The sequence below is a fragment of the Streptomyces anulatus genome (assembly GCF_014650675.1).
GTDB lineage: Bacteria > Actinomycetota > Actinomycetes > Streptomycetales > Streptomycetaceae > Streptomyces > Streptomyces anulatus.
This window is the reverse complement of sequence record NZ_BMVK01000009.1, coordinates 249,960-274,588: the sequence shown is the minus strand read 5'-3', so window position 1 is coordinate 274,588 and position 24,629 is coordinate 249,960. Positions and strand designations below refer to the sequence as shown.

Annotated in this window: 20 protein-coding genes and 5 pseudogenes; 13 read left to right on the top strand and 12 right to left on the bottom strand. The window is 66.2% G+C overall.

Features of this window, described 5'->3' with window-relative positions:
* Positions 1-46: 46 nt before the first annotated feature.
* From IE272_RS23380 to IE272_RS23360, 5 genes are all read left to right on the top strand, one after another.
* Positions 47-370 carry a carboxymuconolactone decarboxylase family protein gene (locus tag IE272_RS23380; RefSeq protein ID WP_050361402.1) on the top strand — a complete coding sequence of 108 codons (324 nt, stop codon included), beginning with the start codon at positions 47-49 and terminating at the stop codon, positions 368-370.
* A gap of 154 nt (positions 371-524) precedes the next feature.
* Positions 525-959: a cupin domain-containing protein gene (locus IE272_RS23375; protein ID WP_190007815.1), complete on the top strand. Its 435-nt coding sequence runs from the start codon at positions 525-527 to the stop codon at positions 957-959.
* Entirely contained in the window at positions 956-1,813 is an 858-nt protein-coding gene (locus IE272_RS23370; protein WP_190007813.1) for an aldo/keto reductase, read from the top strand. Before IE272_RS23375 ends, IE272_RS23370 begins: the two co-directional genes overlap by 4 nt.
* A gap of 154 nt (positions 1,814-1,967) precedes the next feature.
* Positions 1,968-2,912 (top strand): quinone oxidoreductase family protein, encoded by a 945-nt coding sequence (locus IE272_RS23365; RefSeq protein ID WP_229897460.1) that lies wholly within the window; start codon positions 1,968-1,970, stop codon positions 2,910-2,912.
* Positions 2,913-4,640: 1,728 nt separating this feature from the next.
* Positions 4,641-5,045 carry a DUF6193 family natural product biosynthesis protein gene (locus IE272_RS23360; protein WP_229897458.1) on the top strand — a complete coding sequence of 135 codons (405 nt, stop codon included), beginning with the start codon at positions 4,641-4,643 and terminating at the stop codon, positions 5,043-5,045.
* Between the two features lie 210 nt (positions 5,046-5,255).
* On the opposite strand, the gene IE272_RS23355 is transcribed toward IE272_RS23360, so the two are convergent.
* Positions 5,256-6,077, bottom strand: a complete 822-nt coding sequence (locus tag IE272_RS23355) for a hypothetical protein (RefSeq protein ID WP_190007810.1) — start codon at positions 6,075-6,077, stop codon at positions 5,256-5,258.
* On the opposite strand from IE272_RS23355, the gene IE272_RS23350 reads away from it, so the two are divergent.
* Positions 6,054-6,905, top strand: coding sequence for a hypothetical protein (locus IE272_RS23350; RefSeq protein WP_190007808.1), 852 nt, complete (start codon positions 6,054-6,056; stop codon positions 6,903-6,905). The two genes, IE272_RS23355 and IE272_RS23350, sit on opposite strands and share 24 nt — an antisense overlap.
* 119 nt (positions 6,906-7,024) lie before the next feature.
* On the opposite strand, the gene IE272_RS23345 is transcribed toward IE272_RS23350, so the two are convergent.
* Positions 7,025-7,969, bottom strand: coding sequence for a restriction endonuclease (locus IE272_RS23345; protein ID WP_190007806.1), 945 nt, complete (start codon positions 7,967-7,969; stop codon positions 7,025-7,027).
* A gap of 160 nt (positions 7,970-8,129) precedes the next feature.
* A complete protein-coding gene (locus IE272_RS23340) occupies positions 8,130-8,837 on the bottom strand; it encodes an ArsR/SmtB family transcription factor (protein ID WP_050363188.1) in 708 nt (235 codons plus the stop codon).
* A 124-nt stretch (positions 8,838-8,961) separates the two neighbouring features.
* On the opposite strand from IE272_RS23340, the gene IE272_RS23335 reads away from it, so the two are divergent.
* Together IE272_RS23335 and IE272_RS23330 are read left to right on the top strand one after the other, a co-directional pair.
* Positions 8,962-9,462, top strand: coding sequence for a GNAT family N-acetyltransferase (locus tag IE272_RS23335; RefSeq protein WP_050362721.1), 501 nt, complete (start codon positions 8,962-8,964; stop codon positions 9,460-9,462).
* Between the two features lie 7 nt (positions 9,463-9,469).
* Positions 9,470-10,747 (top strand): ISAs1 family transposase, encoded by a 1,278-nt coding sequence (locus IE272_RS23330; protein ID WP_373304186.1) that lies wholly within the window; start codon positions 9,470-9,472, stop codon positions 10,745-10,747.
* 513 nt (positions 10,748-11,260) lie between these two features.
* Here IE272_RS23330 and IE272_RS23325 read toward each other — a convergent pair.
* Positions 11,261-11,374 (bottom strand): annotated as a pseudogene (locus IE272_RS23325) (3-hydroxyacyl-CoA dehydrogenase family protein); the annotation flags it as partial.
* Positions 11,375-11,739: 365 nt separating this feature from the next.
* Between IE272_RS23325 and IE272_RS23320 the strand changes: the two are divergent.
* Positions 11,740-11,931, top strand: a complete 192-nt coding sequence (locus tag IE272_RS23320) for a helix-turn-helix domain-containing protein (RefSeq protein ID WP_050362723.1) — start codon at positions 11,740-11,742, stop codon at positions 11,929-11,931.
* A 60-nt stretch (positions 11,932-11,991) separates the two neighbouring features.
* Here IE272_RS23320 and IE272_RS23315 read toward each other — a convergent pair whose 3' ends face one another.
* A complete protein-coding gene (locus IE272_RS23315) occupies positions 11,992-13,146 on the bottom strand; it encodes a tyrosine-type recombinase/integrase (RefSeq protein ID WP_229897454.1) in 1,155 nt (384 codons plus the stop codon).
* Between the two features lie 91 nt (positions 13,147-13,237).
* Here IE272_RS23315 and IE272_RS23310 point away from each other — a divergent pair.
* Positions 13,238-13,402: pseudogene (locus IE272_RS23310) on the top strand (pirin family protein); the annotation flags it as partial.
* A 1,613-nt stretch (positions 13,403-15,015) separates the two neighbouring features.
* Here IE272_RS23310 and IE272_RS23305 read toward each other — a convergent pair.
* The 5 genes and pseudogenes from IE272_RS23305 to IE272_RS23290 all read right to left on the bottom strand — a co-directional run.
* Positions 15,016-15,342, bottom strand: a pseudogene (locus tag IE272_RS23305) (transposase); the annotation flags it as partial.
* A gap of 28 nt (positions 15,343-15,370) precedes the next feature.
* Positions 15,371-15,922: pseudogene (locus IE272_RS23300) on the bottom strand (IS5 family transposase); the annotation flags it as partial.
* Between the two features lie 34 nt (positions 15,923-15,956).
* Positions 15,957-16,211 (bottom strand): DUF6332 family protein, encoded by a 255-nt coding sequence (locus IE272_RS23295; RefSeq protein ID WP_179890661.1) that lies wholly within the window; start codon positions 16,209-16,211, stop codon positions 15,957-15,959.
* Between the two features lie 86 nt (positions 16,212-16,297).
* Positions 16,298-16,420: pseudogene (locus tag IE272_RS39330) on the bottom strand (Tn3 family transposase); the annotation flags it as partial.
* Positions 16,421-16,506: 86 nt separating this feature from the next.
* A complete protein-coding gene (locus IE272_RS23290; RefSeq protein ID WP_229897434.1) occupies positions 16,507-17,370 on the bottom strand; it encodes an NUDIX hydrolase in 864 nt (287 codons plus the stop codon).
* On the opposite strand from IE272_RS23290, the gene IE272_RS23285 reads away from it, so the two are divergent.
* Both IE272_RS23285 and IE272_RS23280 read left to right on the top strand, forming a co-directional pair.
* Entirely contained in the window at positions 17,362-18,318 is a 957-nt protein-coding gene (locus IE272_RS23285) for a phosphotransferase family protein (protein WP_190007803.1), read from the top strand. The genes IE272_RS23290 and IE272_RS23285 overlap by 9 nt on opposite strands.
* Before the next feature lie 408 nt (positions 18,319-18,726).
* A complete protein-coding gene (locus tag IE272_RS23280) occupies positions 18,727-19,086 on the top strand; it encodes a hypothetical protein (RefSeq protein ID WP_157875693.1) in 360 nt (119 codons plus the stop codon).
* A gap of 138 nt (positions 19,087-19,224) precedes the next feature.
* Here the strand turns inward: IE272_RS23280 and IE272_RS23275 are convergent, their stop codons facing one another.
* Positions 19,225-20,034 (bottom strand): SAM-dependent methyltransferase, encoded by an 810-nt coding sequence (locus IE272_RS23275; protein ID WP_056704838.1) that lies wholly within the window; start codon positions 20,032-20,034, stop codon positions 19,225-19,227.
* Positions 20,035-20,121: 87 nt separating this feature from the next.
* On the bottom strand, positions 20,122-21,771 hold the full coding sequence (locus tag IE272_RS23270) for a SpoIIE family protein phosphatase (protein ID WP_057668658.1): 1,650 nt from the start codon (positions 21,769-21,771) through the stop codon (positions 20,122-20,124).
* 754 nt (positions 21,772-22,525) lie between these two features.
* Here IE272_RS23270 and IE272_RS23265 point away from each other — a divergent pair.
* The gene (locus IE272_RS23265) at positions 22,526-24,595 is read left to right on the top strand and encodes a galactose-binding domain-containing protein (protein ID WP_050362733.1); all 2,070 of its coding nucleotides are present in this window, start codon (positions 22,526-22,528) and stop codon (positions 24,593-24,595) included.
* Positions 24,596-24,629 lie beyond the last annotated feature (34 nt).

Sequence of the window (24,629 nt, the reverse complement as noted above, 5' to 3'; positions counted from 1 at the left end):
CCCTCTCACCTCCTGCCGGCCCCGGCAGAGATCAAGGAGACACGCCATGTCTCAGGAACCCTCCGCGGCGCAGCAGGCCATCGGTGACATCACCCTCAAGCTCGCCGACCTGACCGACCAAGTCCTCTTCGGCGACGTCTGGGAACGGCCGGACCTCTCGCCCCGGGACCGCAGCCTGGTCACCGTCACCGCCCTGATCGCCCTCTACCGCAGCGATCAGCTCGGCTTCCACCTCAAGCTCGCGATGGAAAACGGGCTGGCCAAGGAAGAGCTGAGCGAGGCCATCACCCACCTGGCCTTCTACGCCGGATGGCCCAACGCGATGGGCGCCGCCGGCCAGCTCAAAGCGATCCTCGCCGACGCCGGATAACCGCGGTGGTGCAGAACAGCCGTTCTTGAGCCAGGGCCCCTGCGGCACCGGCACCGGACACGGCACGGGCACCGCGAGTAGCAGGCACAGGGGGCACCGGAGCTGCGCACCACCATCACCCCCCCCCCCGCAAATGATCAAGGAGACATTCGACATGACCGACCAGGGATTCGAGCAGATCTTCCCGCTCGGTGACACCAACGACGCCTACGCCGAGAACTTCATCGGGCAGAGCTATGTGGCTCCGCTCACGGGCGGGAGCGTCCCGGTCAGCAACGTGCCCTTCGAGCCGGGCTGCCGCAACAACTGGCACATCCACCACGGCACTGGTGGCGGCGGCGACCAGATCCTGCTGTGCACGGCCGGCAGCGGCTGGTACCAGGCCGAAGGCCAGGACCCGATCAGTATGACCCCCGGCACCGTGATCCGCGTCCCGGCGGGAACGAAGCACTGGCACGGCGCGAAGGCCGACGCGTGGTTCTCCCACGTCGCCTTCATCACGCCGGGAGACGACGTCAGCAACGAGTGGCTGGAGCCGGTCACCGACGAGGTGTACGGCCGACTGCCCAAGAGCGGAGAGAACGCATGAACATCCTGAACGAGACCTACACCCTTTCCAACGGCGTCGAGATCCCCAAGCTCGGCCTGGGCACGTGGTTCATCGACGACGACAAGGCAGCCGACGCCGTACGCGCGGCGATCGAGATCGGCTACCGCAACATCGACACCGCGCAGGCGTACGGCAACGAGCGCGGCGTCGGCGAAGGCGTCCGTACCTCCGGTGTGGCGCGCGAGGACCTGTTCGTGTCGACGAAGCTGGCCGCAGAGATCAAGGACTACGACGCTGCGGCTGCGGCGATCGAGGAGTCTCTGGCGAAGCTGGACATCGGCTACATCGACCTGATGCTGATCCACGCCCCGCAGCCGTGGTACGACTTCCGCGGCGGCGACTACGCCGAGGGCAACCGCCAGGCATGGCGCGCACTGGAGGACGCCCACAAGGCGGGCAAGATCCGCGCCATCGGTGTGTCGAACTTCCTCCAGCCCGACCTGGAGAACGTCCTCGCCTCCGGCACGGTGGCGCCGCACGTGGACCAGGTGCTTCTGCACGCCGGGAACACCCCGGAGGAACTGCTCGCCTTCTGCGGGGAGCGGAACATCCTTGTGCAGGCGTACTCGCCGATCGCCCACGGCACGCTCCTCGACAGCCGCGAGATCAAGGCGATCGCCGAGAAGTACCAGGTGAGCGTCCCCCAGTTGTGCATCCGCTACACCCTGCAACTGGACACCCAGCCGCTCCCGAAGACCGCGAACCCCGCGCACATGCGCTCCAACGCCGCCCTCGACTTCGAGATCTCCGAAGCGGACATGACCGCGCTCCGCACCCTCGACGAGCGGGACTACGGCGAGCACGCCGCCTTCCCCGTCTACAGCGGCAAGTAAGACCGCACCCGGGCCGGCCGCCCCACTCCGGTCCGCGGCCGGCCGGCCCGCCGCCACGCCGCGTCACCGCCGCCAGGGCGGCGGCCTGGCCACACCAAGGGAGCACCGATATGACGGACATGATGAAGGCACTGCTGCTCGGCCGCGGACCGGAGTGGTTCTGGACGACGTGCCGGCCCCCGAGCCTGGCCCCGGCGAAGTCCTCATCCGCAACCGCGCCTCGGCGACCAACAACGCCGACCTGCCCATGCTCGCCGAAGCCGACCCCACCCACGGCGGCACCGGCAAGGAGTCCATCGCCGGGTTCGAGTACGCGGGCGAGATCGCCGCCGTCGGCTCGGATGCTGGTGACTGGAAGGTCGGGGATCCGGTCATGGGCACCTTCCCCGCCGCGTTCGCCCAGTACCTGGTGGCCGATCACCGGTTCGTACTGCCCCGCCCCAAGGCCCTGGCGCCGGAAGTGGCGTGCGCGCTGCCGACCGCACTGCTGACCGAGTTCGGCGCGCTCACCATCGCGGGCTTCCAGTCGGGACAGAGTGTCCTGAGCACGGGAGCGTCGACGGGTATCGGCATGATCGGCGTCCAGATCGCCAAGACCCTGGGCGCATCGAAGATCATCGCTACGACGCGCAGCACCGACAAGAAGGACCTGCTCACCCGCCTGGGCGCGGACACCGTGATCGTCACCGGCAAGGACGACCACCTGACCCGCGCGGTACTCGCCGCCACCGACGACGAAGGCGTGAACGTCGTCCTCGATCACGTCGCGGGTGACACCTTCGCCGCCTGCCTCCCGGCGACCGCCCATGACGGACACGTCGTGAACATCGGCCGCCTCGCCGGACCCGCCACAACCATCGACCTGGACGACCTGTCCTACCGGCACCTCACCGTCCACGGCGTCTCCTTCGGATTCTCCCGCGACTGGGAAACCGTCCCGATCCTTGAAGGGCTCCACGCCCAGGTCCTGCCGGCTGTCGGCCGCGGTGACATCACGCCCGTCATCGACACCACCCTCAACATCGAGCAATACCGAGAAGCCGCCGACCGGCTCCGCAACGGCAACACCGTCGGCAAGATCGTCTTCACCTTCGCATAAGACCTGTACCGATCCAACCGGCATCGCGCTGAGTAGGTTAGTTCGGCGCCGACGGACGGGATTTCTATGGTGCTGTAGCACAGGCAGGAACGGGGTGACGTGGCCTTGGACCACGTCGGCGCAGAAAACCTCGCCGCCCGCGTCACAGCCACCAACGTCGACGGCGGCCGTGCTCAACACCGACCGTCCCGACACGGCCGCCTCCACCACCATCCTCGACACGTCGTCTCATGGCGCCTGCACATCGCCAGAGAGCCCTTCGGCTGCACCCGGCCGTCCAAACTCGGCGCCGTCGTCACCACTGCCGGACAACCGCTCCTCGACAGACGAACGTCTACGACCTCTGATCAACGTCACCGTGGCCCATGGCATCCCCGCACAGGCAGCTGAACGACTCCAGACGACCCGTCCCGCTCCAACCCCGCACCGTCGGTGATCGCCTAGAACGCGTACTGCAGTTGTGAGACGCTGACAAGCGCGTCGGACGGAGGGGCGATGTCGGTTTGGGTCGTCTCACGCGCGCAACGGAATGGTTACTGGAAGCCGCCCGGAGAGGCGCTCCGGTGGACAGACGCCTTTGGACGAGCCAGTACGAGGCCGCACGGGGAAGACTGGCGCACATGGTCTGATCTGGGAAAACGTCATCAGGAAGCATGGTGCGGCACCACCCGGCACGATCGCTCTCGGTCTCGTAATGAGTAGGTCCCGGGTTCGAAATCCGAAGGCGGTTCAGAGAATCCCCAAGTCTCAAACAGCATTTGACCTGGGAATCTGCGCTTTCCAAGATAATGCATGGTGGCGGGACGCCCCTTACGAGGCACCATGATCGCCTCCGGTGGACACCGGTGGACAGATGGACGACGAGCGTGCAGAGCGGTGGACGAGTGGGCGACTTGAGAGCGTCCGACAACAGGACAACATCAGAGACCTATCCGCGGTTCAAGGACCGAAAAGTCCTCCGTGAGGGTGCTGGGGAGCCCTACAAGATGGAGGCTGAAGTGCGAGCGATGGATCCGTATGCGTCGGCAGAGGAATCAACCATGCAGGTGCTGCTCATGCCGGCAGAGTCGCTTCACTGGAACCACGGTGAGCACGAGACGGCCATCGGGCCGGCCGGTTCAGGCAAGAGAGCGTTCGGCGTCGGAGGGTGCGGTATAGGGAGAGACGGTCGAGCGTGCGGCCTCACTGGCCGATGGAGAACAGCATGTCGATCCGGCGGCGACTTGCGCCATAGCGCCGTGCATGCACTCCCCGGGGCCAGTGCCAGGCTCGTGTTCGTCGACGAGCTGAGCGCGGTTGAAGCGCCGAGTAACTCCGAGACGATGTTCTCGAGGGGCCGTTCGTCCTGCGCGCCGGTGTTCGCCTGTAGCCCTAGGCCCAGCGCTTGCCCTTTTGGCCAATGGCGCGTGCACGACTTCGTTTGGGTCGACGGTGGCGGTGTAACGCCTGGAGGAGCGGCGTGAGGCCGGTTCAGGGATAATCGTGAGACCTTCGGCGGCTGCTGATGAAGGAGCGCCGGGCAGGAACGTCGCTACGGCGGATCTTGTAGATCATCCCGTTGATCACCTGTCGGCCATCCACCCTCGGCTGGCCTGTCGCGGACGAGGGCACAAGCGAATCGAGTAGATCCCACTCCTGATCGGTGAGTTCATGTCTCTGCATCCGACCATGATCCACCGGTAGGTGACCTTTGCTGACAGGGCCGTTGGGACCCTGCACAATCGCAGAATGAACATCGTCGACGCATCCTGGCACAAGATCCTGACCACTTTCGGTGAACCTTCCCGGCCGGATGAATCACCGCTTCTGAAGCCGTTTGCCGAGCTGGTCCGGGTAGCGCATGCCGAACCGCTGCTTCGCCAGCTCTCCCCGTGGACCGGTATGTGGGAGCTGCATTTCAGCAGGTGCACGGAGATGGACTACACCTGGGACATCCCGTACATCGGCACGCTGAGGGACGGCCGGTACTACGTCGAAGGACCAAGCCGAAGCAGCCCGCGGATCGCTGAGACAGACAGCGCACGGGCCGCAGTGGCGATGGTCATCGATCGCATGCCGCCAGGCTGCGGCCCGGCCTTCACCGGCAACGCAGGCGAACTGGCCGCTTACGAGAAGACACGAGACAGCAGGTAGGGCCGGCCCGCCGCTTAGCGGAATCAGAGACCAGGACCCTTGCGGCTTTGAAGACGGGCCCTAGTTCCTCCTCACTTCGGCACAATTCCACGCCGTCAACAAGATCCGTGACGGAGATCTGCGGATGGAGTTCCATACCCGCCGAAAACTCAAAGCTTCATCAATCGCCTTAGAATCCCCAGCCTGAAACGGCTCCTCCCGTCATATCGCTCACTCTCCCTGTGGCTCCCGGAGAAGGGAAAGCAGGTGACGACCAAGGCGCGAGAGGGCGTAGGGCTTGTATCGATCGCCAGCCGTAATTCCGTTGGACGAACTTTCCACTAGCCCCAGTGACAAGAGTTTTTGAAGAATCGCCGAAGCTCCTTCCGTTAGACCTGGATCCTTCTTGGACGCCTGGCCGACGGACATGCCATATCTCTGTCCCGGAATTGGCCTTTCGGGAAATTCCGGTAGAGGGTCGGCGCTTGAAATGACATACATGAAACGAATATGTGGGGCGTCGATCGAGGATAGAGCGGAATGAATAAGCTCCATGACATCTAGCCTCGCCGGTGATGGGTCGTCTACCGCAGCAGCAAGAGCGAGGGCCAAAGCCCTTCGCTTCACCCCCAGTGAAATATCTTGAGCGGAAAGAATGACCCTTCCAGTCAGCTCCAGAAGACGTTCATCCTCAAGCAGGAGTCCAGTCAACTGCTCCTCATTCACTCCCAATGCGTCGGCCGCCGCAAGAAGAACCTCGGAGCTTCGATCCTGGCGGTTTCGTGCGACCTTATCTGAAAGCATCTTCAGCCCTGTCGATAGTGCGGGCACTGCCATAGCTCCAGCAAGCGCACCCGCCGGCCCTCCTAGGGCGGCCCCGGCACCCGTCGCAATACCAGCTATGGCCGCTTGCGCGGCGCCGTCTGACGCTTGACGCTTAGCTCTGTTGTTAGTCACGCCGAAACTGTACCGCCGAAGGCTGTCGCGCTCCATGATTGCTTCAATCTCGAAGCGATGACGCAGGTAAACATGCTGACGCAAGACGTTTCCCATGCCATCATGGGATTGAAGCCGAGGAGGCATGTTATGGAAGGTTCAGTTCCGGCCGGACTACGACACGACTACCAGGGGCGGTGTTGGTGGTGCGGAGATCTGGCAGATTCCAGAGAACACCGCTACAAGAAGTCTGATGTCGTTAGAAATTTCGAGAAGGACGCCTGGAGGGCAGGCGTGGTGCGCGTGAAAGGAAATTCCAAGCGGCAAGAGTATATCCAGGGCGCAAGTTCAGCGAAGCTGAAGTTTGCCAAAGTTCTGTGCGCTCGCTGCAACAATGAACAAAGTCAGGCGTTCGATAGGTCGTATGATCTGTTTGCTGAGTACCTGCACGCCGAGGAGGGGGCGATCGTCGTTGCTGGAGGGGTTCGGATGGGTGCGATCTTCGGCAGTAATTGGCGCGAAAAAACGTCAGACTTGCTGAAGTATTTTGTTAAGCATGTCTGCTGCCGTTTGGCCGAGGATGGTGTACGTATCCCGGATTCCGTCCTAGATTATCTAAACGGTGTGCGGTCAGACTTGCCGCACATTTCCATGAGGATGGCTATTAATCTTTCCGTGCGCGATCTAACTGTGCACCTGCGGGATTTCCACGGGGTCCACGGTGGTAGTCTTTGGTCCGGCCCTCACCAGGTCTGGCTAAATTCAACGAAAACATCCATCGAATCCACCAATAGTCATTTCGGAATCAATTGTTACTTTCTGAGCTATTCGTGTGACATGCGATCGGCTTGCGGAGGGTTGACGCTAGATGGAGATTGGCTCGACATGCCCAGCTATAGGCCCGAGCCCCAGTGTGGAGATCCGCGACGTCTGCCAGGACTGTAACCCGTGACATGGAAGCCGAATCCGAGCGCCCTCATGAGAACTCTTGACGTAGTGAAAGGGGTTCGTTGGGGTCGCTATCACTCGCTGTTGTCAATTCAGCTGAGGAGCGGGGCCGCCATCTACTCCGACTCTGAGAAGATCTTTGCGACTGGCAGGTGGCAATGTCCCGTCTCGCTGGCGTGGCGCTTCTTTCGGCTCATCAATTCGTCTAGGCGGATGCGCTGGTCGAGCACGGCCATGAAATCGCCGCCGTCCATCGTGATGAACGGCGTGCTGAAGCTGTAGACCGCCAGGGCGTCGCCAGTGAAGCCGTTGACACTGACGTAGAGACCCAGGGTGTTCTTGCCCTTGCGCTCAATGTTGGCCTTGAAGACATCCAGTTCCCGGCGGCCGATGCGGTCCGCCCACCACTTAGCCTCCAGGACGTAGTGGTCCGTATCGAAGGAGAAGGCGCCATCAATCTGCTCATATTCCATGACGTATGACGCCCGGGGCTCCAAGTCATAGAGGGCAAACAGCTCGTTGATGAAGCCCTCGAAGTCTCGGCCGCGCTGGTGCTTGTCGGTGGCGCTGTGCATTACGAAGAAGCGCTGCTTCAGGTCTTCGTGGGCCTCCGCGAATGCTCGGAATGCCTGAGCCTGCTTGGCGCTCTCGGCGATGGCCACAGCGTGGGCCTCATGCTCTTTGATGAGCTCTTGCTGCTTACCAGTCCAGCGCCGCAGCTCCGCCACGGCGGCCTCGGCCAGTACCACCTTCTCGGTGCCATCGATCTGTCGTTCAAGGTTGGGGAACCGGTCCATGCCCGCTATATCGAGCATGAGTGCCAATGTTGCATCGAGGTAGCGGGTCTCATTGGTCCTAAGAAGGTCTACCAACTGCCCGGACGTCTCGCGCTTGGTCCTGCCGAAGTCGAGGCGAGCCAGAAGCTCAGTATGGTCCTGCAACATGCCGCGCACATAGCGTTCAAAGTCGCCTTTGTTCCAAATGACCCTCCAGAGTGCGTAGGCCAAGGCGTTGTATGCACTCGGGTTGATCGTCTTCTTACGGGCACCATCCTGTTGCACCGGTCCCCTCCTCCGCACGCGCTGTCACCGACACATCACGGTACCGCCAGGCGGCCGATGATCAGCCCGTATGCCTGGTCTTGATCCAGGGCCCCGGGGAGAGTCCTGTTCGCCCGGCTTGATCACGCGTCGGTGTGTCCGGGGCAGGTCCGGTTCAGGATCAGAGTTCAGCTGGTGGCAGGCCCAGGTGGTCGTGCAGTGCCCGGCGGCCGGCGGGTGTCACGAGGAGGGCGCGGGTGGTGCCGATGCGCGTCATCCACCCGGTGGCGAGTGCGTGGGCGGACAGGGCGGCGCCCACAGCACCGGCCAGGTGGAGACGGCGCTCGGTCCAGTCCAGGCAGGCGCGCACCGGTGGCCGGCGTGAGCCGGCAGGCACCGTGATGCCGGTCTCGGCAAGCCAGAGGGTGCCCTTGCCGGTCAGGCCCGGCTCGGGTCCCCACTCCAGGAGTCCGTGCTCGACCATCGCGTCGGTGATGGCCAGTGCGGTGGTTCCGGCCAGGTGGTCGTAGCACAGCCGGGCGCGGGCCAGTGCCTGCTGCCGGCCGGAGGCCGACAGCGAGCGTGGCCGGGGGCTGTGCTTCGGGGCCAGCGCGGCAAGGCTCTCGATCAGTTCGACCACTCTGCGGTCGGCCACCCGTACGTAGCGGTGGCGTCCGTGCCGCTCCTCGACGAGGAGTCCGCCGTTTACGAGCAGGTTCAGGTGCGAGGTCGCCGTGGACGGTGCGACTCCGGCATAGCGCGCGAGCTCGTTCGCCGTCCATGCCCGGCCGTCGAGCAGCGCGAGGCAGAAGGCGGCCCGGGTGCCGTCGGCCAGCAGTCTGGCCACGCCCGCCAGGTCCACACCCACATCCTGGCCTGCACGCTGAATGTCCACAGTGCCCAGTGTCGCCGACGTCCCTTCGACGTCCGTCGAAGCGTCCCCGTCCTAGCGTCGGCCCGTGCGCCGGGCTCATCGGCCCCGCACCCGCATCCGCTCACGTACTGGAGCAACCATGACTGCGCCCGACACTGCCGTCACCGTTTCCCGCCAGCCCGACCCCCAGACGGACTTCGTGCTCACCGACGCCCCCAACCCGGAGGACGTTGCGGCAATCTCCGACGCGCTGGACCGCTTCAACATCGAACACACGGGAATCGCCGACCGCAGACCTCTGGCCGTCCTGGTCCGTGATCCCGAGACGCACCAGGTGGTCGGCGGACTGACCGGGCGTACCTCGCTCGGGCTGCTCTTCCTCGACCTCTTCTACCTGCCGACCCGGCTGCGTGGCAGCGGGCTGGGAACAGAGATCCTCCGGCAGGCCGAGGACGAGGCCCGTGCCCGTGGCTGCCGCACGGCCGTGCTCTACACGATCACCTTCCAAGCCCCCGGCTTCTACCAGAAACACGGGTGGAAGCGGCTGGGAGAGGTGCCCTGCGATCCGCCGGGCACCAGCCGCGTCTTCATGACCAAGGAGCTCACCGCACCGGCCGGTGAACCAGTTCGGTCCCGGTAAGGGCGCCGTGCTCGTTTCACCATCATCTGTTCCGTCCGCTCTGCACCTGCCACAGGTCGGGGCCGGGGCGTCACGGTCCGAGGCGGTGGTGCCGTCCGGGCTGCTCGACGCACTGTCCCAGGTGCCCGATCCGAGGAATCCGCGCGGGGTGCGGTTCCTGCTGGCAACGCTGCTCGCGGTCGGCGTGTGTGCCCTCACCAGCGCCGGACACAACTCCCTGACCGCCATTGCCGAGTGGGTACGCCGCTGCGACCAGAATGTCCTGGCCCGGCTGGGCTGCCCCTTCGACCCCTTTACCGGCCGGTTCAAGGCTCCGGGCGAGCGAACCCTGCGCGATGCATTCGCCCGCGTCGACCCCGCGCTCCTCACCGCCGCCGGTTTCACCAGGCTCCCGGCTCGCCCGATATCCGCAACAACCCCGGACGGGACCGTAGAGCGCGAACAGCGCCGCGCCCACCGGATCGCCCAGCACGAGACGGACCGGCCGCAACCGCGTCGTGCGGCTTTTGCCGTGGACGGCAAATGCCTACGCGGAGCCGTCCGTGCGGACGGCAGCCGCGTCTTCGTCCTGTCCGCAGTGCGCCACCACGATGCGTTGACCGCCGCTCTGCGCGAGATCGGTGCGAAGACGAACGAGATCCCCGAGTTCGCTCCGCTGCTGGACACCCTCGATGATCAGGACCTGGCCGGCTCCGTCGTCACCGTCGATACCCTGCATGCCCAGACGAGTCACGCTCGCTACCTTGTCGAGGACCGCCAGGCCCACTACCTGCTGTCGGTGAAGAACAACCAGCCCACCCTGGCCCGTCAGTTGACCAAACTGCCCTGGAAGCAGGTACCGGTCCTCGATCAGTCCCGCGACCGCGGGCACGGCCGGGAGGAGGTCCGCGAGGCGAAGGTGGTGAGCGTGGACGGACTGCGGTTCCCCCATGCCCACCAGGTTGTCCGCATCCACCGCAAACGCCGCCGAATCGGTACATCGAAGTGGCAGACCGAGACTGTCTACGCCGTCACCGATCTCGCGACCCATCAGGCGTCTCCCGCTGAGATCGCGGCCTGGGTGCGCGGCCACTGGATCATTGAGAACACCGTCCACTGGACGAAAGACGTGACCTTCGCCGAAGACGCCAGTCAGATCCGCCGTCATCGCACCCCCGCCGTCATGAGCGCCCTGCGCGATCTTGCCCGCGCCACCCTCCGCCGCTCAGGATGGGCCAACATCGCCAGCGGCCGGCGAGCTCACACGCACCCCGCAGCCACGCTCACCCTCCACGGGATTCCATGATCAAACCGGGCGAACGCGACTCTCCCCGGGGCCCTGGGTCTTGATCCAAGGTTCGTGAACCCATCAGCAAGTTGATGGCTCTGCGGGCCATCGGAACAGCTCGGGACCGCGCCGTCTCTACGCGGAGCCGCCGGAGCTCCTTCCGGACGAAGCGGTCCCTGTCTTGGTCTCGATGGTCGCTGAAGGGCGTCGGCGGATGCGCGTGGAGCAAGACTCGGACAACTCGTCATGCGTAGGTCCCGGGTCTGAGTCGCCAGGGACTTTTCAGGGACTTTCAGCTCTGTCGGAGGGACATCCGAGGGAGTTTTCGCAGTACAAGCACGGAAGGCTGCGACAGCGCTGAAAGGCTCAGGGCTTCGGGCCCGCGTATCCGCGCCGCCGCTCCGTAGCGCTCCGAAACGGCGGCGGGTCGGCAGTAGGGACGAGACTCTTCGGGCCGCACACGGTCCTGACCTCGGGGAACGTACGTCGGCGGGCCCGGCGACGTGAGCGCCGGGCCCGCCAGCAGGACACTCAGTAGGCGTAGAAGCCCGACCCCGTCTTGCGGCCGAGGCGGCCCGCGTCGACCATGCGGGGGAGCAGCGGGGGAGCGGCGTACAGCGGCTCCTTGTACTCGGCGTACAAGGTGGCTGCGTTCGTCGTGACCTTCCGGAGGGTCGCAAACCGGTCGTCGATGCATCCTGATCCCCATAGACCGGATCCACCCGGACGAGCCGTGCTACTCAATGAAACAGGGTCGAAATGGGATGACCGTGTAGTTCATCGCTCGCCCGAACGGCCTCGACTGTGCTTGTCCCAGGCCGGGCCGGGGTGTACCCGGGACCGGACCAAGCCCCGTAACCCTGGCAACTTCCAGGCTCTTCGCCCTCTTTGACCTGCGGCCATTGAGAGGTGCGTGGAAGGCGCGTTAGCGCAGAACTTCGGTTCAGCCAAACGACTCTCCGCGCGTCATTCTCTCCGGCAGATGCTGACCGTCGTCGAGAGGAATCCCAATGAGCCAGAATTTCATGAGTGCCAAGGAAACCGCGAAGTACCTGAACATGTCGGTACCGTGGGTGTATCGCGAAGCCGCTCGCGCGGGCCTCGTTCCGTACAGGTTCGGTAGCGGGCGGAATGCCAAGCTTCAGTTCAAGGTGGCAGACATTCAAGCCTGGGTGAAACAGCAGCGGCTGTCCGCCGGTTGAGGTCGCTTGATCCGACGTGTGCGAGGCCCCCTCCTTGACCAAGGAGGGGGCCTCGCACGTTCAGGCGGCGAGGTCGAGGTTCAGGACCTTGGCGGCGCGGCCGATCGAGCCGGGCATGAGGTGGCGGTAGATCTTGAAGGTGATGTCGAGGCTGCGGTGGCCCATCCATTCCGCGACGTCGGTGATGGGGATGTTGTGGGTGAGGCAGTTGGAGGCGAAGAAGTGGCGGAAGCCGTAGACAACCATGCCTTCGGGGATCTCGACGAGGCCAGCCTTCTTCATGCGCTGCCACTGGTTCCCAATCCAGTAGTTGAGCATCGGCTTGGTCAGGTCTCGCGGGCTGCGGAGCAGGTAGCCGTCAATGGTGCCGTACGTGTCCGCGTACCACTCGATGGAGTGCTTAACCCGTGCCGGGAGCGGGACGTCGCGGTAGTCGCCGACTTTGCGGTGCTTGAGGGGGGCGTAGGCCTTCGTGGTCTGGTTGACCTGCTCGGTGATCCGGTACACGTCGTCGGCCACGATGTTGTTGATGTTGACGGCCAGCGCTTCCCCGTTGCGCATACCGCAGCCGCTCATGAGGTCGGCGACGAGGCGGAACACGTCGTCGCCGGCGGTACGTATGCCGTGGAGCTGAGCGGGGGATGGGATGACGGCGCGCTTGGGGTCATACTGCGGGGGCTTGACGCCGTCGAGCGGGTTGTCGTCGTAGAGGCCGAGCCGGTGGGCGTCCAGCAGGATCGATTTGAGTTTGTCGAAGGCGTTGGACTGAGTGGCCAGGCCGACGCCGTTGCGCTCCATGGACTGGATGAAGACTTCGACGACCTTGTGGTCGAAGGTGCCCATCCGGCGGCTCTGGAAAGCAGGGTAGAGGTGGTGGACGAGTAGCGAGTCAAGGTGTCGCCGGGAGCTGGGGCTGAGGTCGCGCTGGCTGGCCTTCCACTCGGTGGCGTACTGCTCGAACCGCATCGGGCCATACTTCTGGATGCGCTCGGCTTTGTGCTGGTTCTGTGGGCTGTTCTTCCGGGCCTGGTAGACCTCGGCGAGGCGGGCCTTCGCCTTCTCCTGGGTGGAGAAGCCGGATTCCTCGGCCTGCCGTCCGGCCGCGTTGCGGTAGCGGATCTTGTAATCGTGCGGGCACTTCGGCCATCGGCTTTCAGGGTGCTCGCACTCCTTGAAGAAGCTTCCCATGCCGCGGACGAGGTTAATGGTGGCCATGTTGTCGACTCCCGGGCGTCTTGCTGACCTTTTGCTGACCCCGGATGGTCGATCAAGCCCCTGAGCTGGGGTGAAACGGAAACTCGATGCTATGTTCTGGAACTGGATCGGGCGCTCCCACGAGGAGATCGTTCAGGCCCGGGAGGACTGGATGAACGGCACCCGTTTCGGCGAGGTGAAGGGCTACGACGGCCTTCCGATTCCGGCCCCCGAACTGCCTGCGACGCAGCTGAAGGCGCGGGGAAGGGTGCGCTGAGCCGGGGCTGTCGCCCGAACTGACCTTAGGGCGGCTGGCTTCGGACGAGTTCCGTTTCTGGGCGACTCGCAGCTGCTCACTTGGCCCTTGGTGTGCGCTGCTGATCTTGGGTGCGGCTTCCATGTGGGGCAGGGGTGTGGTGACGTTTGGTGGAACGAATGCTGACTTTGCCGGCGGATAGTCAGCCGCGGACATGTGTTGCGTCGCGCGTGATGGGCAACGGTCGACTCCGCATCCACGCTGATCCGGCGAGGTCGGGAGACTGCTGAAGCCTTCGGGGTAGCGCCCGCGAGGTGCTGATCTTCTTGCTCGGCGTGTCAGATGGGCGTCCGGACGGGCTCCGCGTTCCGCCCTCCCGCCTGCCGGAGCGCCCGGCGACACGCCGGAATCCCTGCACTGGCCGGTCAGAGGCCCGTACGCGCCCTTCGGAGGTGTTCTGTATCCCCACCACCCCCACCACCGCTGGCCGCACAGCCGAGATCCGGCAGCACGTCCTGGAGATGCCGGCACCAGTCGTCCCTGACTTACTGATCGTTTCCATATGAGCTGGTGGGGCGCTGAGTCGAAGCATGAGAGTTGACACAAAGGCAGGTGTGTTGTCACTCGACGGCATTTGCGGGCGGCTGCGGGAGATTGGGCCGGAGTCCGCCTGCACAGGCCAACACTTCTGTCACTGAGGAGTTCAGGAAGAGCGTGAACACGGACGACCCGTCCACGGAGTGGATAAGACCGGTACGGACAAGCTCTTCCCCGGCCTGCCGGAGGATGTCAACGGAGGCGGCAAGGCCCCCGACCGTGTGGCCACGCCGAGCAGCTGTGCGATGACGTCTTGCGAACACCCCCGCATGCCGGCTGGCGGGGACCAGACCGTCGGAGACGTCGAAGGCGCCCCCGGCGACCAAAACGTCCCGGGCAGGTCCGCAGGCCGAGGTCTGTTCACGAAGCATGGCGATGAGGTCCTCGCGAGTAATGCTGCGCACCGGTTCCCGTGCGACCCAGGCGTCGCCCATATGTGACAAATGCAGCGCCCCTCCGGTGACAGGCAGACTGCTTGACCTGCCTTCTTCGCAGGCTATCTGGTGCCGAGGGTGACAACTACTGAGCCTCGGCACAGGCGCTTGGCATCGGCATGCGCCGTAGGTGAGCCGCCACGAATGGTCACCGACCGGCGGATGACCGCCCCAGCGCCGTCCGCGCGTCGAATGCCGCATATTGCGAGAACAATGTCAGCCAGGTCCGTAGCGGACTGTCCGTCACCCGTCGATCCAGGATCAGACCCGTACTGCCGCGGTCTTCGGCCGCACGGGCCGTGATCAGCTCTTCGGCACGGGGCCATAGCCGTAAATGATCCGTAGTGCTCAGCGATGTGCGACGGCGCATCCCACTCCGGAGTTCTCCAGGGGCGCCCAGAGTGCCGGGCAAACGCGTCAGTACTCAGGCACTCGAACCTGAGTTGTTCCGCCAGCTCTTGGGCGCGGTCGACTTCCCGACGTTCGACGTCCCGCGGATCAGAACCACTCGTACATCACGCACACCGACGACCCTGCTGATCCTTCTGTGCGTGCAGTCGGCGGAGACAGATAATGCAGCAGGCCAGTTGCAGGAGACTTGCACAGCAGGCGACGGTACTTGTCGAAGTCGTAGCCGCGATCGGCGAACATCCGCTTGGGCCGGTTCCGCGGGCGGCCCCGCAGTCCGCCTATGCGAGGGATCGGGTCGAGCAGGGTAATCAACTGTGTGACGTCGTGACGGTTTCCTCCGGTCAGGGAGACCGCGAGCGGTATCCCCTGGCTGCCCACGATCACGTGATGCTTGGAGCCGAGCCGTCCACGATCTACCGGTGAAGGCCCGACGTGATCTCCTCCTTTGAGAGCCTGGACGTGGGAGCCGTCGACTGCGCAGTCGTCCGTGTTCGGCGCGTTTGCAGCGCGCAGCTCAGCCGCCGCCTCCACCGACGCTACAGGCGGCGTGGATTTTGCCGGGCTTGCGCCGTCGCCGGCCTCGGGCGAGCGGATCGGTGGGATGCCCTTCACGAGCGAGATCAGGGCCTGGCTGTCGTGCAGGTTGGCCCCGGATATACCGACGGATATGGGCAGCCCCGACCGTTCCGTGATCAGGCCGATCTTCGAGCCGTAATTGCCCCGATCAACAGGGTTCGACCCGTCAGGTCCCCCTTTTGAGGGCCCGTAGGTTCGCCGAGTCGATCGCGCACCGCGACCAGTCCAGCTCGCCGCGGGCACCGAGTTCGTCGAGGAGCAGGAGGTGGAGCTTGGCCCACACCCGGGCCTTCGACCACTCCGAGAACCGCCGGTGGGTGGTCGCTCCCGACGGGCCGAACGACGCCGAAGGCAGCTGCTGCCAGGTACAACCCGACGTGGCAACGAACACGATCGCGGCCAGCACCTCCCATTCGCCGTCCCGACGCCGACCACCGACCTGCGCTCGCGACGGCGCCTCCGGCACCACCCGCTGGAACGACTCCCACAATTCATCCGTCACCAGCCGCTCAGCGATCCCCACGCCGGGAGGCCACCGACTGCAACGGAACGGGTAGTCAGTGGCCCATTCGGCGCTGCTCGTCGAACCGAAGCAGTACCCGTACCAGACGCCATACACCGGCCACCGCTCCGAGCAGTGCACCCCCAACCAATACGCCTCTCCCCGCCGATCCAGAGAGGTCAAGAACCAGGACGAGAGCCCAGGCGGCGGTAAAGATCACCCCAGCCAGCACGGCGGCAGTCACCAGGGCGAAGACGATCTCCACCGTCATTGCGTCCTTATCCCACCGCGACTCACGTCCCATGTTCATGCTGCAAGTCTCACATCACGGTCAAGCCACCGGGCCTGCGCCTGGCCTCCGATTCACAGGCGGCTTGACCACCAACTGAGATGACTTCTAAGCGGGGAGAGACGCGCGACGTCCTCGTCCTTATGGCCGTGGCCCTCGGCGCGGAGCCGGGCGGCGGAGGCGTCCAGGTGGCAGGTGTTCCACAGTACGACGGCATTGAGGACCAGCCCCGGAATCACCAACGTGTTTGTGAGGCACGCATGACATGCATGCCTCGGGCTGTGGTGCCCGATGGAGTGGCGCCGATGTCAGTGGCTTAGGAACCCGGCGTGAGAGCGGGGACATACATTTGTTGTACTGGTGCTCTCGCTGTTCCTTCGTCACGGCTGGGTTGATGATGAAGTTCCGTACTCCGATGATCTCGCGTTCGATGGGAAGGTCGGGCCGCCAAGCGGTGAGGATCTGGGCACTGCAGACGAACAGGCCGTCGGGGAGCCGGTCGAGTGGGAACCACGACCAATCGCCGACGCTCTCGTTCGGCTGCATGGTCGGCTGCCCCTGCCAAGTGTGGACGACCCGCGCCGACGGTCACCCGCAGGACACCAGCGACGTGATCGACGAGCGTACCCAGAAGCACTGCATCCTCGGCACGAGTGACCAGACCGGCCTGCTCGGCGAGTTCGCGGACCACTGCATCCTTGATGCAATCCCCGGCCTCCACTCTCCCGCCAGGCAGTTCGAGGGTGCTGAGGCGGCGCCGGTCCAGCAGGATGCCCTGCTCGCTCAGCAGGATCGTTCGACGCCGACGCCGACGCCGACGCCGACGCCGACGCCGACGCCGACGCCGACGCCGACGCCGACGCCGACGCCGACAGCCGTGTGTGCGGCTGGGACTTGGGGGCTCCGGGGCCGACTGGTTACGCGCGACGGTCGGTCGGGCGGGCACCGGGCGCGGGTGAGCAGCTGGACGACGGTGGCGCCTCGGCGGGGTGCGATAGCAGGTCGATATTCTCGACGCGGAAGTGGCATTCGGTGAGGAGGTCCTCCCACAGCTGTTCCCTGTCAAGTCAGCGCATTGAGATCCTCGGCTTGCTGAATTCGGCCGCACGCCCGTCGCCACCCGTAAAGTCTTTAGCGCGTGGTGCCGTCCGGATGATGAAGTGGCACGGTGATGAACCATGATGAGGCGGCAATTGTCCGGCCGTTGACACTGGCTTGGGTGAGCCGGCACCTGGAGGCCGGCGAGCGGGTCGTCAAGGCCGTGGCGCTGCACGGCGGCATCACTGCCGAGGTGCGGCGGCTGACCGTCGGGACGCCGGACGGTGGCACCCGTGACCTGGTGCTGCGGACCTACGTCGACCCGTTCTACGTGGAGCATGCCGAGGGCGCGCTGAATGCGGAGGCCGGCGCCCTGACCCTGCTCACGGGGACCGGCGTGCCGGCTCCTTCACTGGTCGCGGTTGATCCGACCGCCGCGCAGTGCGAGTTTCCGTCGCTCCTGATGACACATCTGGCGGGCCGTACGGTCCTCGACGATCAGGGAGTGGAGACGCGTGTTCGCCTGTTGGCCCGCCAACTCGTGGAGATCCACGCGTTACGACCCGTCGAGCGGCCCCGAAAGTACGTGACGTTGACGACCGCCGACACTGTCGTCGTTCCGAAGGGCGCCGACGCGGCCGTATGGGCCGCGGCGATCGACATGATCCGCAAGCCCGCGCCGCCCAGTGAAGGGCGCTTCCTGCACCGGGACTTCCAGCCCGGCAACGTGCTGTTCGACGTACCGCCTTCCCACCCGGAAGGTGCCCGGATCACCGGCGTCGTTGACTGGGCACCTTGCTGGGGTCCGGCGGATCTCGATGTGGCGCACTGCTCCGTCAACCTCGCGCTGCTGCACGGCCCGGCGTGGGGTATGCGGTTCTCCGAGGCGTACGAGGAGGCCGGCGGGGTACTGGCCGCGACCGCGAGCGAGCGGCTGTACTGGCGGGTCCGGGACGCGCTGGCCGCCTCGGAAGAAGTGCGGTCGGTGTCCCAGCCATGGCGGGAGGCTGGGAGGGCGGATCTGACGACGCGAGCCGTGGAGGAGCGGCTGGATGCCTATGTCACCGCCTTGATGGACGCGCCGGGCTGACACCGGGCCCGGCAGCAGATACCCGGAGTCGAGCGATACGTACGACCTGCCGCACCGGGGTGCGCGATGCGGCAGGCGAACCGCTGGAGTTCACCGCCCACGACTTCCGCAGGATGTTCGCGACTGAGGCCATCACCGGAGCACCCCCCGTCCACATCGCTGCCCGCTTTCTGGGACACGAGGACCTGGCCGCCGCGCAGGCAGGCATGCCTCGGCGTGTTCCAGGACGACAGGACGACCTCATCCGTTCCTGTCGGTCCTTCCTCGCGCAGGGACGAGTCTGGTACATCCGGCGAACCGGCCAGTAAGTGCGGTTGGTGGGGCGGTGGTTCACGCGTGCTCGTTATTCTCCGGGGCATGACATCCCAAGGGCGTAGCGCTGGAGCCGTCTTGTGCATCGTCGTCGCCATGATCAGCGTGATCACGGCGGTGATCTTGTCGGCGGTCGCGTTGGACGCGGCCTCCAAGGTGGCGGATGGGCCATCGGGCGAACACGGCGGCACGTCGATCAAATTCGAGGAAACCCGCTGCGAAGCAGACCGCGACGCCGCACCCACTCAGGCGTACATGAAGTGCCTGTTCGAGTACCAGTCGGCCAATCAGCAGGGTGCGGCGCTCTGGGAAAGGGAGGCTGCGGCACGGCAGGCCGACATCCAGGCGAAGGGCAACTTGGCGATCATCTTCGGTCTGCTCGGTGTGACCTTCGCGGTCTGCGCCGTGGTGTCCAACAGGGGCCGGCGGCCCGAGCCGCGAACCACCGGGACATGAGGCGGTCCTGCGGTTGCCCCAGGTGTCTGGCCCGGTGTTTTCCGGGACGTTTTACGTTGGCATGATCCCGGCAAAGATCGCCTCGGGCGGCGGACCAGGAGCCCTGCGCTCGTATCGGCTTGCCCTCGCCGCTCGGTTTCAGGGTTTTCTGGCGACTGCCCCGTACATGGCGATGTCGCGGCCGTCGATGCCGTCCTGTTCAGGGCCGGGGCGCCAGGAGTGCACCTGGGTGACCCCCGGCTCCTGCAGCTCCAGGCCGTCGAAGAGCGAGGTGGCGGTGGCGCGATCGCGCAGGACGAAGGGCATGCCTTGCTGGCGGTACTCCTGGGCGACCCGGTTGACCTCCTCGGGCGCGAAGTCCGCGGTGCCGATGGTCATCGCCAGGTAGCTCCCGGACGGCAGTGGATCCAGCAGCCTGGCGATCAGACGCCGGTCGTCGGGCGGCAGGATGAAGTGCATGATGCCGATCACCATGAGGCCGACGGGCCGGCTCAGGTCGATCAGCTCCCGGAACTCGGGGCTGTCCAGGATGGCGTCGGGGTCGTGCATGTTCGCGTCCACGTAGGCGGTGGCGCCCTCGGGTGAGCTCTGCAGGAGGGCGCGGGCGTGAGCGAGGACGATGGGGTCGTTGTCGACGTAGACCACGTGCGATTCCGGCGCCACCTCCTGCACGATCTCGTGCAGGTTCGGTGACGTCGGAAGACCGGTTCCGACGTCGAGGAACTGGCGGATGCCCCGTTCCTGTGCCAGGAAGTGCGCGGTGCGGTGCATGAACCGGCGGTTCTCCATCATGTGCACGGGCAGGGCGGGCCAGTGCCGGGCCATGGCGTCGCCCGCTTCCGCATCCACGGGGTAGTGGTCCTTGCCTCCCAGGATGTAGTCGTACACCCGGGCGGAGTGGGCCCGTGAGGTTGCCAGTCCGCTCTGACGGTCGTTCGGCGTGTTCATGCGGAGCCTTTCGTCCGGGGACGGGCGTTCTCGACGGTATAGAGGCGCTGCTCCGGGTGCAAACGATGAGGTTCTCGATGCGGACGGTCATGAGTCCGGCCGCGCTTGGAGGGCGATGATGGCGATGTCGTCCCGGCGGTGGTGGAGAGGCGGCAGGAGGCCGCGGATCACGGAGGGCATCGGCAGGTTCCGGCGGGCCAGGGCGTCGGCGCGGGTGCGCAGCCGTTGGAGGTTGTCGCCGATGTCGGTGTCCGGCGTCTCCACGAGCCCGTCGGTGTAGAGCACCAGGATGTCGCCCGCGTGCAGGTCCGCGCGGAGGGTGGTGCGGGTGAGGTCGTCGGTGACGCACAGGGGTGGGTCCGGGGCCGTGAGGCCGTGCAGATACCGCGACGGCGCGTCCGCCGGGATCAGCAGCGGCGGCGGGTGCCCGGCGTTGGACAGGGCGATGTGCCAGCCGCCGTACGTCCGCCGGCGCAGGACCGCGTGCACGGCCGTGACCATCGACGGGCTGTCGAGGGCCTGCACGATGCGGTCGAGTCGGCTCAGGGTGACCGCGGGGCTGGCGGCCGGGCCGCTGTCGTACGCGAGCCCCCGCAGGATGCTGTTGACCCGTCCCATCGCCATGGCCGCGTCGAGGTCGTGCCCCGCGATGTCGCCGATGGACAGGGCGAGCGCGTCGGCGGAGAGCCGGACGGCGTCGTACCAGTCCCCGCCGACCTCCGCCGCCGAGTCCGCCGGATGGTAGAGGGCGGTGATCGTGAGACCGTCGATGGACGGCGGGGCCGTCAGGAAGCTCTGCTGCAGCGCCAGCGCCTTGCCACGGATGCTCTGCAGCTCCATCGTCCGGCGCAGCGGTCCGCTCATCTGCTGGAAGACGTCCCGCAGCAGGGAGAGGTCGGCCTCGTCCGGGGGAGGGTTGCCCCGGCAGGTCGCGATGGTCGCCAGCGCGACGGTCCGGCCGTCCACCACCACGGGCAGCAGGGCCACGCCCGTCGCCCCGGCTTCCCGCAGCCACCGCACGGAGACGTCCGAGAGCCCCTCTCCGGGAGGCCCGTCGGGCGGGAAGACCAGCAGCCGGGCCTCCTGGCTCTCGATGGCACGCTGGGCGACCGGACCGAGCACGAAGTCGGCGTCCAGCGGGGGCATGGAAGGCAGCCCGGGGGCAAGCCCCACACGCTCCGGAGACGTGGCGGCCGGGGCGTCGGCGGGCCGCACACCGGCCTCGACGCCGTCCACCAGGCGAAAGATGGCCACGGCATCAGCGAGCTCGGGCACAACGGCCGCCGCCGTCGTCAGAAAAGCCTCCGAAAGATCGCGGGCCGCGGGCACCGCCGCCATACGCGCCAGCAACTTCTCCCGCATACGGGCGCGCCAGTGCTCCTCCGCGTCGGTGGCCGTGCCGACGAACTCCACCTCACCGTCCTCGTCGACCACGGGCGCAGCGATGATCTTGACGTGGCGGAAGCGGTCGACGGCACCGTCGAGCCGCACCCTGACGATCGTGTCGAGCGAAGACCGCTGCTGCGTGGCCCTGCGCCACGCGCGCTGGAACCAGTCCCGGTCCTTGGGATGCACGGCGTCCATCCATGAGGTATCGGTACCGGGAGTCCACAGCTTCTCGGCGATCCCGCCCCCGGACAACAGGGTGACGACACCGCCGGGCGACATCACCCACACCGACTGCGGGACGGCTCCCATGAGCGCCTGGTACCGCCTGAGGAGGCGCTCCTCGTTCACGGCCGTCCCCTCCGCCGCCGGGCAGACGAGCCCGACGGCCGGGGCAGCGGCACAGCGCCCCCTGCCGCCGGCCCTGATCGGTTCCGCCCGTCCCACTCTCCACGCGGCGCCAGTGGATCATCACCACTCATGATCCGATGATCCCTCGCATCCGGGACAAAAGCACACCCAGGCGCTCCGCGCGACCACTGAGCCCCAGCGGCCGGCGGCGCTGCGGAGTACTCCGGCGAGCGCTGAGCGAGCCCTCGCGGGGCAGGCCCGGCCCCTTCCCGCCCTGATCGGTCTGGGGCGTCGCCATGGTGACGTGCAGCCCGGAGTCGTGCACCTTCACGCGCTTGATGAGCTGGTCGTCGAGTTACGCCTCTCGGTGCAGGTCGCCGTACGCCGGCGCAGCCGGGAAGGCGTCCCGCTTCCCGGTGCTCATGGACGTGTCGGGCGTGTCCAGCCATGGGAGGCGACTCCGAGCCGCCGGTCCGAGCTCCAGCAGCGGCTCACTTGGCCCACGCAGGTCGGAGCGCTGCCCGATCCGCGATCGAGAATCTGCGACACGTCGCGCGCCAAATGCCCTCGGTACTGCCCGGGTTGCTCCGCGTCGTGCCGCAACGGACTGGTGACCGTACCCCGCTTCGTCCCGTTGTGACCGTACCTCGATGCCGGGAACTTCGGTGTCCTCCTGCCAGGGTCTTGGCCTCGCGGGCTCGCGTCCCTACCTTGAGAGCGGAATATGAGCCCGGCTCACATTAAGGAGCACGCGATGGTCATCGTTCAACCTTTGCGGCGCAGACTCGGTTCGGTCACGGTCGTGTCGCTGCTGTTCGCCGTGCTGGCCCTGGTGCTCGGGCCGGTGCCCAGCTCCGCGGCGCAGTCGAACTGGTGGGAGCCGTCGGCGCGGCCCGCACCTGATTCGCGGATCGGTGTCACGGGCGAGCCCTTCAAGGGCACCGACGCCCAGGGCCGCGTCCGGGGCTTCGTCGACGCCCACGACCACATCATGTCCAACGAGGGCTTCGGCGGCCGGCTGATCTGCGGCAAGCCGTACTCGGAGCAGGGCGTGGCCGACGCGCTCAAGGACTGCCCCGAGCACTACCCCGACGGCTCCCTCGCCGTCTTCGACATGATCACCAAGGGCGGCGACGGCAGGCACGACCCCGTCGGATGGCCCACGTTCAAGGACTGGCCCGCCCACGACTCGCTGACGCACCAGCAGAACTACTACGCCTGGATCGAGCGGGCCTGGCGCGGCGGCCAGCGGGTGTTGGTCAACGATCTGGTCACCAACGGCGTCATCTGCTCGGTGTACTTCTTCAAGGACCGCGGCTGCGACGAGATGGACGCCATCCGTCTCGAGGCGAAGAAGACGTACGAGATGCAGGACTACATCGACACGATGTACGGCGGCCCGGGCAAGGGCTTCTTCCGCATCGTCACCAGCAGCGCGCAGGCCCGGCAGGTCGTCGAGCAGGGCAAGTTGGCCGTCGTCCTGGGCGTGGAGACCTCCGAGCCGTTCGGCTGCAAGCAGATCCTGGACGTCGCGCAGTGCAGCAAGGAGGACATCGACAAGGGTCTGGACGAGCTGAAGGAACTGGGCGTCAGCAGCATGTTCCTGTGCCACAAGTTCGACAACGCCCTGTGCGGCGTGCGCTACGACTCCGGTGCGCTCGGCACGGCCATCAACGTGGGCCAGTTCCTGTCGACGGGCACGTTCTGGAAGACGGAGACCTGCCGAGGACCGCAGCACGACAACCCCATCGGCAACGCGGCCGCGCCGCAGGCGGAGAAGCAGCTCCCGCAGGGCGTGGACGTCCCCTCGTACGACTCGGACGCGCAGTGCAACACCCGCGGGCTGACCGACCTGGGCGCGTACGCGGTGCGCGGCATGATGAAGCGCAGCATGATGCTGGAGCTCGACCACATGAGCGTCAAGGCCGCAGGCCAGGCCTTCGACATCCTGGAGTCCGAGTCGTACCCGGGCGTCATCTCCTCGCACAGCTGGATGGACCTGGGCTGGACCGAACGCCTCTACAAGCTCGGCGGGTTCGCCGCGCAGTACATGGGCGCCTCCGAGGGGTTCATCAAGGAGGCCGAGCGCACGCGGGCGCTGCGCGAGAAGTACAAGGTGGGCTACGGCTACGGCACCGACATGAACGGCGTCGGCGGCTGGCCGGCCCCGCGCGGCGCGGAGGCCCCGAACCCGGTGACGTACCCCTTCCGCAGTACGGACGGCGGCTCGGTCGTCGACAAGCTGACCACCGGATCGCGCACGTGGGACTTCAACACCGCAGGTGGCGCGCACTACGGCATGGTCCCGGACTGGATTGAGGACATCCGCGGGGTCGGCGGCCAGAAGGTCGTCGACGAACTGTTCACGGGTGCCGAGTCCTACCTGCGTACCTGGGCCGGTTCCGAGACGTACAAGCCCGGGGAGAACCTCGCCAAGGGGGCATCTGCCACGGCGTCCTCCTCCGAGTGGTGGAACCCCTTCGAGAACTTCAGGCCCGAAAGGGCGGTGGACGGCGACACGGGCACCCGCTGGGCCAGCGAGTGGAAGGACGACCAGTGGCTGCGGATCGATCTCGGATCGGCGAAGCCGGTCGGACGCGTCACCGTCGACTGGGAGGGGGCGTATGCGAAGTCGTACCACGTCGAACTGTCGGACGACGGCTCCAACTGGAGGACGGTGTGGTCCACCGACGTCGGTGACGGCGGTCTGGACACGGCCCGCTTCGCCACGTCCCAGGCGCGCTACGTACGCGTGAAAGGGCTGACGCGCGGTACCCAGTGGGGCTACTCGCTGCGCGAGGTCGGCGTCCACGCCGCCGGCTGAGGCGGTACCGCACGGGCCGGCCGGATCAGCGCTC